Below are 13,394 nucleotides of genomic sequence, written 5' to 3' on the forward strand. Positions count from 1 at the left end.
GGTTTCCCTTCTCCCCGCCTGGGAGAAGGGGAAAGACCTACCGATGCAAATGGTAGACCTTGTTGACGATGGTCCACCGTCCGTCGATCTTCAGCAGTGACAGATAGTCGGAAAAGCGCATGCCGGCGAATTCGTCGACGACTTTGACGCTTGCGGCATCACCTTCGATATCGATCAGCTCGATCTCCATCAGCGGCACAGTGTCGGGCGGTGCGCTGCCTTCTTCAACGATGGCGCTGATGAATTCGTCGCGCGTCATCCATTCCACCGCACCCTGATAATTGCCTATGATCGCTACTCGTGGATGGAGCGCCTTGCGCAATGCCGGCTCGTTCGCGAATGCCATGCCATCGACATAGAGGTGAACAACCGCACGGATTGCTTGCTCTTCTGACATCTCGCTATTCCTCGTTTGAGTGCCTGTTAATATAGCATAAACGCCCCAACTGGCAAAAACGGCGGCGTGATCGCGAGGATTTGACCGGTCTTATTCTACGAAAATCCGTACGCTGGCGGCCCGGCCGGCGGCATCGATGACGGTCAGCGTCGAATAGCCGGCGCCATCCGGAATCCATTGATTGGTGCGGCGGCGAGAGAGATCGGGCAGCGGCTTGCCGTTGGCGAGCCAGCGGAACGGCGCGCGGCCGCCCTGCAGCTTCAATGCCAGCGGCATCGGTGGGTTGGCGCCGCTGCTCGCGCCAAGATCGACGCGCGCCCCCTCTGGCGGATAGACGATCTGTGGCGCCGGCTCGCGGGTCGAGGCTGACAGCAAGCCGGCGGCCGTCACCGAAAAACGCCGCTGGCTGATCGGCAGTTCGGTGGCGGAAATGCGCACCGCGCCCATGGGCGCCGGCGGAAACGGCGCGATGGCGACGCCGGATTTGGCGAAGCCTTCGAAGAGGATGGGGGCGGCTGAGACATAGCCCGCCAGGCCCGGCACCGCGCCATTGTCCGGCCGGCCGACCCAGACGCCGAGCACATGCGCACCATCGTAGCCGACGGACCACGCGTCGCGGTTGCCATAGCTGGTGCCGGTCTTATAGGCGATGCCGAGCTGCTTGCTGCCGGCCGGTGCAATGATATCGGAGAGAATGTCGGTGATGTTCCAGGCTGCGACCGGCTCCATCAGCGGCTCGCTTTCGATCGGCCCGGGTTGATCCTGAATGCCGTCGCCGATCCGCATCGGTTTGCCGCGGTTGGCAAGGCCTGCATAGAGCTGCACCAGATCCTTGAGCGTGATGCCGACGCCGCCGAGGCCGATGGCGAGGCCCGGCGCTTCGTTGGGCGGCAATACCGGCTTCACCTCGGCGCGGCGGAAACGCACCAGCAGCCGCGTCGGCCCGACGGCGTCGAGCAGACGCACGGCCGGCACATTGAGCGACAGTTGCAACGCCTCGCGCACGCTGACATCGCCCTGGTAGGTCATGTCGAAATTGCGCGGGCGATAACCGTAGAAATCCGCAGGACGGTCCTCGATGATCGTTTCCTGGGCGACGTATCCTTCTTCGAAGGCAAGGCCGTAGATGAAGGGTTTCAGCGTCGAGCCGGGCGAGCGCAGGACACGAGTCATGTCGATCCAGCCGGAGCGGCTGGAATCGAAATAATTGGCCGAGCCGACCTCACCGACGATGTCGCCGGTATGTGCATCCGCCATCACCATGGCGACAGAGACCTTCGGTCCCAACCGCTTCGATGCTTCATCGGCGACGATTTCAAGGCCTTGCTGAATATCCCGGCGCAGCGTCGTTCGGTGCCGGATGACGCCGGGTTGCTTGCGTAGCGCGGCCTCCGCGAGATGCGCGGCATAGGCCGGCAATTGCCGTCGCTTCGCGGGGACCGGGACGAGCGCTGCCCGCTCAGCTTCACCCTCGCCGACGGCAGCCGCAACGGCAGCGCGATCGAGCACGCGGCGGCGGGCTGCCTCGGCGCTTGCGAGATTGCGGTCCGGCCGGCGCTTTTCCGGTAATTGCGGCAGAGCGACCAGCAAGGCCGTCTGTGCGACGGTCAAATGCCGCGGCTCCTTGCCGAAATAGGCAAGGCTTGCCGCACGCACACCCTCCAGATTGCCGCCATAGGGCGCATGCGTCAGATAGAGATCGAGGATTTGCTCCTTGCTGAGCCGCCGCTCGATCTGGATGGCGCGGACGATCTGCAGCAGCTTTGCCGTCACCGACCGCTCATTGCGCGGCTCGATCAGCCGCGCCACCTGCATCGATAGTGTCGAGCCGCCCGAGACGATGCGGCCATGGCTAACGAGCTGCACAAGTGCCCGGCCGAGCGCCATCGGGTCGACGCCGTGATGGTCGTAGAACCGCCGGTCCTCGTAGGCGACCAGCATGCGCAGGAATTGCGGATCGACATCGGCGACATCGGTCTTCAGCCGCCAGCGCCCCTCCGGCGTGGCGAAGGCTCGGAGCAACTCGCCATTGACGTCGAGCACCTCTGCCGAGACGATGCCGGCCTTGTCGAGCGGAGGCGGAAAGGCGCGATCGCCGGCCTCGAGGCCAAGGACAAGCGCCGCCACCGAGAGGGCGCTCACCCCGACACCGATCGCAATTTTCCATCGTGTCTTCATCGCCTGCTCTTACTGCTGTGCTGCCAGCACCTCCATGCGGCCCATCGCCGTGCGGGCCGAGAATTGCGGACGATACATGTCCTCGACGCTCGCGGCCGGATGATCGTAGGTGCCGGGGGTAACGGCACGGACGACATAGGCGAAGGTCAGATCACGATCGGCGCCGGTGCTCTGGTCGAAAGCGGCGACGAAGCGGTCGTTGCGGAATTCGACATGGGCCGGCTGGATATCGCTGAGCCAGTCGAAGTTCGAAAGCTGGGCGCTGTTGACGATGCTCGGATTGTCGATCTCGAAGCCGGCGGGCAGGAGATCGGTTACGAGAAGGCGCTGCGGCCAGTCATTGTCCTCGGTAACATGCAGCACCACGACGTAACGCTCGTTCTGCTGCGCTTGGCTGACATTAGCCTCCTCGCCATCGAGCGTGTAGTACTTGCGCTCGATCTTGAAGCCGTTGCCGCCGGCCGGCAGTGGTGCGACCGGAGCGGCGACCGTAGTCACCGCGGCCGATAAGGGCTGGCGTGTGGTGTTGGTGACGGTCAGCGGATGTCCCATCAGGGCGTCGCCGGTCATTTGGGCCATGTAAGCGCCGCTATGGGCAGCGCCGTTGACATCCAGCGTCAGGCCGTCATCGCCGTTCTGCAGGGCGCGGGCAGCGAGCAGCATCCAGGTTTGTTCCTGGGTGCTGGTATAGGTCTTGGTCTGCCATTCCTTGGCAACGACCGACGCCAGATCTGGAATGATCGGGGGCACAGGGCGGCTTTCGGCAGCAAGTGCCAGCACGGCCGCGCCGTCGCGCAGCGACGAACCGTAGTCGGAACGAGCGAAGCTGACCTTGGTCACCGCCGCCTTTTGCGACATCTGCAGCGCATCGACGAAGATGTTGCGTGAGCGCTGGGCATCGCCATAGAGCGCGAGAGCGGCCGCCAGATGTGCCTTGGAGAGTGGCGTCGGGAAGTCGTTCAGCATGGCGTCGGCGTAGTAGCGCAGATCGCTGATCGAAGCCTTCTTGTTGCGGGCGAGCACGTAGAGCGCATAGGCGATCTCGTTGCCCTGGTCCTTGACGTTGGTGTTGATGCTCAAGGAGTTCTGCAGGTTTTCCAGTGCTTGCACCATGGCCTGATCCGGCACGGTGTATTTCTGCTCGCGGGCGCGGGTCAGGAAGTCTGTGACATAGGCGTCGAGCCAGAGATCGCCGGAGCCCGGAGCCCAGAGGCCGAAGCTGCCCGTCGACGACTGATAGGACATTTCGCGATAGATTGCGTCCTGAACGCGCTTGTGGATTTCAGCGTCGTCGGCAAGACCGTTCTTGATCGCCATATCGCTGAAATAGAGCAGCGGCATCGCGCTGCTGGCTGTCTGCTCGGCGCAGCCATAAGGATAGCGGCTGAGGCTCATCAGCAAAGCGGGCACGTCGAAGGCGCTGGAGCGGCTGACATTGAGGCTGACGGAAGCGCCCGGCAGCACGCTATCGGCCAAAAGGTCGGCATTGACTGTCAGGCTCTTGCCGGGGGCAAGCGCGATGACGCGCCGTTCGGTGACTGGTAGCTGCGCCGGGCGAACTGGAATATCGACCGATTGATCGAGCGACATGCCGGAAGCATTCGACAGCTTGATCGAAACCGTACCGTCGCCGGGCTGTCCGCCGGTCAGCGGCAGCGTGATGTTGTATTTACCGCCGGTCTGTAGGTTGATCGTCTGCTGCGCAGCGCTTGCATCCACGGTCACGGCCGAGTTGCCCGTCACTGCCAGCCTGTAGTCGCCGGCGGGCGCGTCAGTATTGGCGATATCGAGCCGGAGATTGGCCTTATCCCCCGGAGCGAGGAATTTCGGCAGGCTAGCGGTGACGACGACGGGGTCGCGGATGATCACATCCTGCGTCGCATGGCCGATCCCGGCCTTCGACCAGGCGACGGCCATCAGGCGTGCCGTGCCGTTGAACTGCGGAATGTCGAAGCTGACATTGGCCTTGCCACTGGCATCGAGCTTGATCGGGCCGGAGAAGAAGGCGATCAGCTTTTCCGTCGGCGGGCTGGCCTGCAAGGCCGCCTGTCCGCCATCGCCACCGGTGCGCAACCGCCCGGTGGCGCCGAGCGAGCCGTCGATCAGGCGGCCGTAGAGGTCGCGGATTTCGAGGCCGAGCTGGCGCTGGCCGTAATACCATTCGTCCGGGGCTGGCGGCTGGTAGCGCGTGAGGTTGAGAATGCCGACATCGACGGCGGCAACCGTGACATAGGCATCCTCGTTGGCGCCCGCGCCCGCCACCTGCACGCCGATAGTCAGCGGCTGACGGGGCAGGGTCTTCTGTGGCGCATCGAGCTTGACCTGCAGCTTGCGTTCGCCGGGATCGACGATCGCCCATTTGATGCCGATTGCGCGCATTGGCATGCGGCTTTCCTGGGCATCGCCGGGGCGGAAGAGGGTGGCGGTTACATAGGTGCCGGCGCCCCAATCGGCGGTGACGGGGATGTCGACTTCGCCGCCGGTGGCGCCGATATCGGCATTGGTCACCGAGATCAGCGTTTCGGACCCGGCCGTCACCATCAACTGGCCGGCGTAACGCGAGGTCACCTTCAGCTTGGCAGTATCGCCGACATGGTAGCTGTCCTTGTCGAGCGCAATTTCCAGTGCGTCCGGCGTTTGCGTCGAGGCGGAAGCGACATACCAGCCGGCGTTGAATTGGACGCTGGATTCCGGCCCGTTCGGATCGGCCGTCTCTACTTCCAGCCGGTAGCGGCCCCAGGTCACCGGCACCGAGATTCTAGCGCCGTCCGTTGTGGCGTTGACCGTGCCGGTGGCGACCTGCTTGGTCGACATCACGGGCTCGTATTTCCAGCTACTGCCGTCGCGATACCATTGGTAGTCGCGTTCGACACTGAGCAGCTTCCAGGTCAGGCCCTGCATGGCCTGCTTCTGGCCGTTCTGGTCGACGGCGATGACATGGAAGTTGCCGATGGAATTTTCGCCGAGATCGCCGTCGAATTCCGGCTTGATGCCGATCCGCGGCCCATCCGCCTTGACCGGCAGCGTCAGGGAGCGCTCGACGGCCCGGCCGCCGGCCTCCTGCATGCGCACGGTGATGTTGGCATTGAGGAGCTGCGTGGTCGAAGGCGTGTCGGCTATGGTGACGTCGAAGGTCGTCTTGCCGTCTTCGTCCAGCGCCTGCAGGTCTTCCAGCGGCATTTGCGAGCTTTCGGCCTTGTTGTCGCTGCTGCTGTCGCTATCGCTGTTGTCCTGCCCGGCGCCCTCGTCGGCGAGGCCGAATTCATAGCCCTTATAGTCGGCGCTCTCGCGGGTCGGCTTCAGCGTCACTTCGCCTTCGAGGCTTAAACCCGCGGCCGGCGCGCCGTAGAGGTAGCGCCCTTCGATATTGACCGGTGTGGGTTGGCCGACTTCGATCGCCTTCGCGTCGCTCTTCATGTCGAATTCGATGCGATCCGGCACGAAATCGTCGACGAGGAAGGTCTGTGAGCCGATGGAGGTGCCCTTCGGGTCGGTATAGATGTTCATTGTCCAGGTGCCGCGCATCGAGGTCTGCTGTAGCGGCAGGTCGACATTGTAGCCGCCGAGCTTGCCGCCGTCGGTGACGATGCGGCGGTCCTCGACGCCGTCGGGGCGCAGGAAGACGAAGGTGAGCGGCAGGTTCTCGACCGCCATCGAGCTGACGTCGCGGGCAAGAGCGGAGGCATGCACCGTCTCGCCGGCGCGGTAGATGCCGCGTTCGGTCCAGGTGAGCAGATCGATCGCGCCCGGTGCCGTGCGGCCGGTGACGCCGCGGTCGGAGAGATCGAAGCCCGCACGGGTCATGTCAAGGAAGACGTAATCCTGGTCGCCGTTCTGCGCCGTGATGACGGCCGGGGTCATGCCTGCCGTGCCGCGCATCAGGCCGGCGCTGAAGGTGGCGCGGCCGTTCGCATCGGTCTTCGCAGTGCCAAGGATTTCATTGTTCTTGGCGAGCAGTTGCAGTTCGACGCCAGCGATCGGCTTGGCGCTGCCAAGCGAGCGGGTGAAGACGTTCAAGCCGTCGGTGCCGGCATAGGTCGTGACACCGATGTCGGAGACGACGAACCATTGCGTAGCCTGCGGATCCCACTCCTGGCCGCCGTTCGGTGTGACGGCGGTCAGGACATAGACGCCCGGCTTGCGCTTGGGCAGCGCCTCGTCGACCGGGAAACTTGTGACGACGTCCTTGTTGAGGTCCTGCTGGATATCGATTGAACCCTGCCAGACCAGTTCGCCGCTGGTGTCCTGGATGGTCTGGGCGCTATAGCTGTCCATCTGCGTCAGGAACTGCGAATTGCTGAGCAACTGGGCAATGTTGCGGTCGCCGATGCGGTAGAGCTTCAGATTGGCCGTGGTGGTGTTGACCGAAACCAAGGGAATGCCGCGACGCGCCGTCGACGGCAGCACGAAATTGTCGCCGGTGAAGCGGATCGAGGCGGTGCGGTCCTTGACATAGACATCGATGTCCACCTGGGCGGCAAGGTTCTCATCGACAGAGGAGGGCAGGCCGCGGCGCAGCGAAATCTTGTAGTGCTGGCCGAATTCGAGGCCTTCGACGCAGATCTGGTTGTCCTTGGCGTCGACGCCCTTGGGGGCGGCGCCGTTGACGGTCACGAAGGGCGTGTAGTCGACGCCGCTCTTCACCAGTTTTTCGGAGAATTGCAGGCAGGCGCGGGGCGAGGCGTTGTCGTTGTCCAGCGTGTTGCCGGTGACACGGAAGCCCTGCCGGGCTTTGAGATCGTCATAGGCGGCCTGGATCGTCGGGGAGCCGGCCAGAGCGAGGCTTGCCTTATAGGCGCTGAGCGCCTGGCGATAATTCTGTGCATTCTGCAGCGAGGTAGCGAGCACGGCGAGTGCGTCGGCGCGGCTGCGCGTCGTGCGGGAAAGCTGATAGCCGTTGAGAGCAGCGTAAGCCGCCTGGGTGGCGACGGTTGTATCGTTCGTTATCGTGTTGGCGGCCCGTGCCATCTCGACCCAGAGCGCGCCATTGTCAGGCGCAAGCGACAGCGCGCCCTGGAAGGCGTTCAAGGCATTGTTGACGTTGCCGGAGGTCAGCTCGATGCGGCCGAGCGCCGTCAGGCTTTCGACGCCTTGTCCCTTCAACTCATTGGCGAGCGTGAGCCTGCTCTTCGCATCGCGCGCGCTCTGTACGAAATTGTCGGAAAGGAAGGGGAGGGCGGGTGCGGCGCCGATATCCGGCTCGTTGGCGGCAGCCGTTTCGACGATCTTGCCGGCGACAGCGCCGGGGAAACTGTTGAGCTGGTTGAAATCGGACTTCAGGAAGCACCATTTCACCTTGGGATTATAGGTGAAGGCCTTGCAGGATTTGTCGCCGATGCAGGATGTCGAGCACTGGTCCAGCGTGACATTCTGTTCGGTGCGCAGATCGAAGCCGAAATAGTCCCCATCCTGTGTGGTGACCACCTGGCGCTTCGTATCGGCGGCGCTCGCCGGCGTCAAGGCAGCGAAGGTGGCGAGAAGAAAAGCGGAAAGTCCGATAAACGCGCGCTTAGACATAAGTCCCCCCAACGCTGTCCGTTTCGATTGGCCGCACTCTTCAAACTTCGGGCTAATTTGTCAACCGAGCGTCGAGATCTAAAAGCGGGATTTCGACCATAACGATCTATTTGATGTGAAGCCTTCGATCAAAAATTGGTACTTTAGTCTACGCTTTTCAAGGCTTTCGACAGAACGCTCGATGGGAATGCCAATCATCCAGTTCGCAATGGACTGCGCGTGCGAAGATGTCATTCGGCACGGATAAGCAGAGAAAAATCAAAAGCTTATTTTGTAGAAGGTCGATACCTTGTTTCGCAGTACAGACCTTTACAGAGCGTCTGTTTCATCCTCATGACGATGGCTGCTGAGGATCGCGTTCAGTTCGTCATCGAATAGATGTGTCACCTGTTCATCGGCACCGGCGAGGGGGCGCCGGTGCCGATGTTGCGTGAGAATGGCTGACGATCCCTACCGGTTCGTCATCGCCAGCGAGGCATCCGAATAGCGCTTGCCAGCTACCAGCTCGAGCGGCATGACATCGCTCAATTCCTGAAGTTCGCCGGCCGAGAGCGTGATGTCGGCAGCGGCGGCATTCTGCTCCAGATGGTTCAGCTTGCGGGCGCCGGGGATTGGCACGATGTCGTCGCCCTGGTGCAGCACCCAGGCAAGTGCGAGCTGTGCCGCCGTGACGCCCTTGTCCTTGGCGAGGGCTTCGAGCTTGGCGACGAGTGCGGCGTTGGCGTCGAAATTCTCGGCCTGGAAACGCGGCAGATTGCGGCGGAAGTCATCGGCTGCCAGTTCGTCCGCATTGCGGATCGCGCCGGTCAGGAAGCCGCGGCCAAGCGGGCTATAGGGCACGAAGCCGATGCCGAGTTCACGGCAGGCGGCAAGGACCTCTTCCTCCGGATCGCGGCTCCACAGCGAATATTCACTCTGCACGGCGGCAATCGGATGCACGGCATGGGCGCGGCGAATGGTGGCGGCGCTGGCTTCGGAAAGCCCGAGCGCCCGCACTTTGCCCTCCTTCACCAGCTCCGCCATGGCGCCGACGGTATCTTCGATCGGAACATTCGGATCGACGCGGTGCTGGTAGAAGAGGTCGATGACATCCGTGTCGAGGCGTTTCAGCGAGGCTTCGGCCACCTCTTTCACATGTTCCGGCCGGCTGTCGACGCCGACCATCGCTGCCGGACCGGATTTTTCCAGATCGAGCTTGAAGCCGAACTTCGTCGCGATGACGACGCGATCCCTGACGGGCTTCAGCGCACGGCCGACCAGCACCTCATTGGTGAAGGGGCCGTAGGTCTCGGCGGTATCGAAAAAGGTTACGCCGAGGTCGACGGCACGATGCAGCGTTTTGACTGACTCGTTATCATCCGTAGCGCCATAGGCGAAGCTCATGCCCATGCAGCCGAGACCGACGGCGGAGACAGAAAGTTCCTTGCCGAGTTTGCGGGTTTTCATAGTCGTATCCTTTTGAGCTTAATTCCGAGCCGCGACGACAATGATTGCCTGCCGCGTGACAAGCGAGAAACTATGCCTGGCGATAACGAATGAAAATGCATGCAAATCCAAATAGGCTGTTCTATTATTTAGATCAATGAACAGAACCCAGCTCTCTCAGTTGGCGGTCCTCGCCGCCGTTGCTGCCCATCGCAGCTTCCGTTCCGCCGGCAAGGAATTATCGATTGCGCCCTCCGCCGTCAGCCATGCGATCTCCAGCCTGGAGGAAAGCCTCGGCGTGCGGCTGCTTGCCCGCACCACCCGAAGTGTGTCGCCGACGGAGGAGGGTAAGCTGTTGTTGGAACGCCTGGCGCCGGCACTGGAGCAGATCGATATTGCCTTGGAGGATACGCTTGCCGCCCGCGGGCGTCCGGCCGGCAACCTTCGCATCACCGCGCCGCGTTTTGCGACCGACCTGCTGCTCGCCCCGCGGCTCGGCGATTTCCTGAACACCTATCCCGATATCACGCTGGAAATCGCCAATGAGGATGGCTTCAGCGATATCGTCAAGGAAGGCTTCGATGCCGGCATTCGCCTGGAGGAGAGCATCGAAGGGGATATGATCGCGGTGAAGGTCTCGCCGGATATCCGCACCGTCATCGCCGGCTCCCCGGCCTATTTCGAGAAGAATCCGAAGCCTTTGCATCCGCGCGATCTCGTCCATCACCGCTGCATCAAGCGACGATTTACCGATGGCTCTCTCTATCGCTGGGAGTTCGAGAAGGACGGTCGTGAGTTGATCGTCGCCATCGACGGGCCTTTGATCGTGATCGAGGACCGGCTTGCGGTTCTGGCGGCGATCAATGGCGCCGGCCTCGCCTATCTGTTTGACATCCGCGTGCAGCAGGAACTGGCCGAGGGCAAGCTCATCCGCGTGCTGGAGGACTGGTGTGCACCCTATCCCGGCTTCTGCATCTATTATTCCAGCCGCCGTCAGATGCGCCCGGCACTCAGGGCCTTCATCGATTTCTTCAAATATACCGGGCAATAGGAGAGCAGCGGGGCAGGCCCCGCCGCTCTTGCCACGAGGCAATCACGCTGCGGCTTTCTGATTGGCAGCGGTCATCGCCAGCTTCGAGAGGATCTTGTCGGTATTTCCCTCTTCCTGCAGCGTCTGGTCGAGCAGCTTGACCACCTGCTGCTGGCCGAGTGTGTTCGCCCAGGTGCGCAGCGTGCCGTAGCGGGCAATCTCATAATGCTCGACGGCCTGCGCGGCGGAAATCAGCCCGGCATCGAGAGCGGGCGTTCCCTTGAATTCGTCGATGATCTCTTCGCCTTCGGCGATGATTCCTTGAATGGCTTCGCAAGTCTTGCCTTGCGCGCGTTTGCCGATCAGTTCGAACACCTGCTGCAGGCGTTCCACATGTCCTTCGGTTTCCTGCAGATGCTTTTCGAAGCCGGCCTTGAGATCCGGCGATTGCGCTGCGCGAGCCATCTTGGGCAGTGCCCGAACGATTTGCCGCTCGGCATAATAGATGTCCTTCAGTGTATCGTAGAACAGATCTTCCAACGTCTTGTCCTTGGCCATTATCTCTCTCTCCGTGTTGTCAGAGCCTGATTTTTCTGGGATGCCGCTCGACGGCGACCCCTACAGAAGCCAGTGCAATCCCAATTGTTCCCGCTGCTGACAAATTCGGGGTGGCGGCGTGAGATAAGGTGTCTGTACCAGTCACGCGGGCGGAGAGAGGTTCGAGACGATGAAGAAGCCGGGATCGATGAAGGGGCTGGAGGAGCTCGGCCGCGTCCGGCTGTCGAAGAATTTCTTCCTGCGTGATTTCCTGCACTCGGAGATCGCCGATTTCCATCGCATTCCGAATATCCCCGATGATCCTGATCTGGCAATCGAGACCGGCAGCCGGCTTTGCGAGGAGCTGCTGGAGCCGCTGCAGGCGACCTTCGGACGACTGCATATCCGTTCAGGCTACCGCGCGCCCGAGGTCAATGCCTTCGGCAACAGGAACGGCTTCAATTGCTCGACCAATGCCCACACCGCCACGCATCATATTTGGGATATGCGCGATCTTGATGGTTGCATGGGCGCGGCAGTCTGTATCGTCGTGCCGTGGCTGATCGACAATTGCCGCGAAGAGGGAGATTGGCAGAAGCTTGCCTGGTGGATCCACGATCACCTGCCCTACGCTTCGCTCTGCTTCTTCCCGAAATTATGGGCCTTCAACATCCAATGGCACGAGCGGCCGCAACGGACGATCCAGAGCTATGCCCCGCCGCGCGGCATGCTGACCAAGCCCGGCATGGCAAATTGGCAAGGCGATCATTCGGCCCTCTACGAAGGATTTCCGAAACCGGTTATTTGACTGGGCATGATCTTATCCAAAAACCGCTTCACACTTTTTGGGATCATGCCCTAAAAACTGATGCGGTAACGAATGTGTCCGTCGCTCTCGACATAGCTGTCGTAGAGCTTGCGGGCCGTCGCGTTGCTCTCTTCCGTATGCCAATAGAGCCGCGCCCAGTCGTTCTTTTGGCAGAGGGCGACGAGGTCGTCCATCAACGCCCGGCCGACACCCCGGCCACGTGCGCTTTCATCGACGAACAGGTCTTCCAGATAGCAATCCGGCGTACGCACCCAGGTGCCCTCATGCGTCAGGCAGAGCGTGAAACCCTTCACCTCGCCATCGACTTCGGCGACGCGCATGAATATGGCGGACGCCGGATCGAAGACCCGGCGCCATGTCTTGTCGGTAATATCCGGCGCGATGCCGACGCCATAGAAAGCGAGATAGTCGGCCCAGAGCTCGCGCCAGCGGCTTTCGTCTTCTGGCTTGGCATCGCGGATCACCACGGTCATCGTTTTGTCCCTGCCTACGTTATTCGCCGGCTTTGTCGAGCAGCCTCATCGCTTCGTCGGAAAGCGAAAGCTTTGCCGAATTGATCAGCGCGTCGAGCTGGCTGAGACTGGTGGCGCTGGCGATCGGCGCGGTAACACCCCGTTTGCGCAGCAGCCAGGCGAGCGCGACATCGGCCGGCGTGGATTTGGTTTCCGCCGCGACTGTATCAAGAGCGGCGAGAATGCGGAAACCCTTGTCGTTGAGATAAGTCGCGACGCGGTTTTCGCGCGCCCGGCCTTCGGTATCGGCCTTGCTGCGGTATTTGCCGGTGAGGAAGCCGGCCGCGAGGCTGAAATAGGTGATGACGCCGATTTCTTCCTTGACGCAGAGGTCCGCGAGCGGACCTTCGAAGCTGTCGCGCGCATAGAGATTATATTCCGGCTGCAGCACGTCGTAGCGCGGCAGGCCAGCCTTGGCCGCGGCGTCGAAGGAGGCCTGCAACTGCTCGGCATTGAGGTTGGAGCAGCCGGCATGGCGAATCTTGCCCTGTTCCTTCAGCTTGGCATAGGCGCCGAGCGTCTCCTCATGCGGGGTTTCCGGGTCCGGCCAGTGCGAGAGGTAGAGGTCGATATAGTCGGTCTGTAGGCGCTTCAGCGAATCCTCGACCGCCTGCAGGATGTAGTCCGCCTTCAGCCCTTTCTTGCCGGGACCCATTTCCGAGCCGACCTTGGTGATGATAATGGCCTTGTCGCGGGCGACACGGCCCTGCTTCAGCCACTTGCCGATGATCTCCTCGGAATCGCCGCCCTTGTTGCCCGGAACCCAGCTTGAATAGACGTCGGCTGTATCGATTGTGTTGAAGCCGGCGTCGAAGAAGGCGTCGAGCAGAGCGTAGGAGGTCCTCTCATCGGCCGTCCAGCCGAAGACATTGCCGCCTAAGACGATCGGCGCGGTGAAAAGATCAGTTCGTCCAAGCTTACGCATTTCCATAATGGCTCTCCAAATCACTTGAGCAAAAACCGGCGTGG

9 protein-coding genes are annotated in these 13,394 nt (G+C 61.9%); 2 read left to right on the top strand and 7 right to left on the bottom strand.

The annotated features are described in order from the left end of the window. Positions 1-37 precede the first annotated feature (37 nt). From N2601_RS19030 to N2601_RS19045, 4 genes are all read right to left on the bottom strand, one after another. Positions 38-397: a nuclear transport factor 2 family protein gene (locus N2601_RS19030; RefSeq protein WP_104821697.1), complete on the bottom strand. Its 360-nt coding sequence runs from the start codon at positions 395-397 to the stop codon at positions 38-40. A 90-nt stretch (positions 398-487) separates the two neighbouring features. Beyond that, positions 488-2,575, bottom strand: coding sequence for a penicillin-binding protein 1C (gene pbpC / locus N2601_RS19035; RefSeq protein ID WP_104821698.1), 2,088 nt, complete (start codon positions 2,573-2,575; stop codon positions 488-490). 9 nt (positions 2,576-2,584) lie between these two features. Then, entirely contained in the window at positions 2,585-8,092 is a 5,508-nt protein-coding gene (locus tag N2601_RS19040; RefSeq protein ID WP_104821699.1) for an alpha-2-macroglobulin family protein, read from the bottom strand. 450 nt (positions 8,093-8,542) lie between these two features. After that, a complete protein-coding gene (locus N2601_RS19045) occupies positions 8,543-9,538 on the bottom strand; it encodes an aldo/keto reductase (protein WP_104821700.1) in 996 nt (331 codons plus the stop codon). 136 nt (positions 9,539-9,674) lie between these two features. On the opposite strand from N2601_RS19045, the gene N2601_RS19050 reads away from it, so the two are divergent. Next, positions 9,675-10,568 (top strand): LysR family transcriptional regulator, encoded by an 894-nt coding sequence (locus tag N2601_RS19050; protein WP_104821701.1) that lies wholly within the window; start codon positions 9,675-9,677, stop codon positions 10,566-10,568. 42 nt (positions 10,569-10,610) lie between these two features. Here the strand turns inward: N2601_RS19050 and N2601_RS19055 are convergent, their stop codons facing one another. Continuing rightward, on the bottom strand, positions 10,611-11,105 hold the full coding sequence (locus N2601_RS19055) for a YciE/YciF ferroxidase family protein (RefSeq protein WP_104821702.1): 495 nt from the start codon (positions 11,103-11,105) through the stop codon (positions 10,611-10,613). A gap of 169 nt (positions 11,106-11,274) precedes the next feature. Between N2601_RS19055 and N2601_RS19060 the strand changes: the two genes are divergently transcribed. Further along, the gene (locus N2601_RS19060; protein ID WP_104821703.1) at positions 11,275-11,892 is read left to right on the top strand and encodes a hypothetical protein; all 618 of its coding nucleotides are present in this window, start codon (positions 11,275-11,277) and stop codon (positions 11,890-11,892) included. 50 nt (positions 11,893-11,942) lie between these two features. Here N2601_RS19060 and N2601_RS19065 read toward each other — a convergent pair whose 3' ends face one another. Continuing rightward, positions 11,943-12,386, bottom strand: coding sequence for a GNAT family N-acetyltransferase (locus N2601_RS19065; RefSeq protein ID WP_104821704.1), 444 nt, complete (start codon positions 12,384-12,386; stop codon positions 11,943-11,945). A 19-nt stretch (positions 12,387-12,405) separates the two neighbouring features. Next, on the bottom strand, positions 12,406-13,356 hold the full coding sequence (locus tag N2601_RS19070; RefSeq protein ID WP_104821705.1) for an aldo/keto reductase: 951 nt from the start codon (positions 13,354-13,356) through the stop codon (positions 12,406-12,408). Positions 13,357-13,394: the final 38 nt, after the last annotated feature.

The sequence above is a fragment of the Rhizobium sp. CB3060 genome (assembly GCF_025200735.1).
Lineage (GTDB): Bacteria > Pseudomonadota > Alphaproteobacteria > Rhizobiales > Rhizobiaceae > Rhizobium.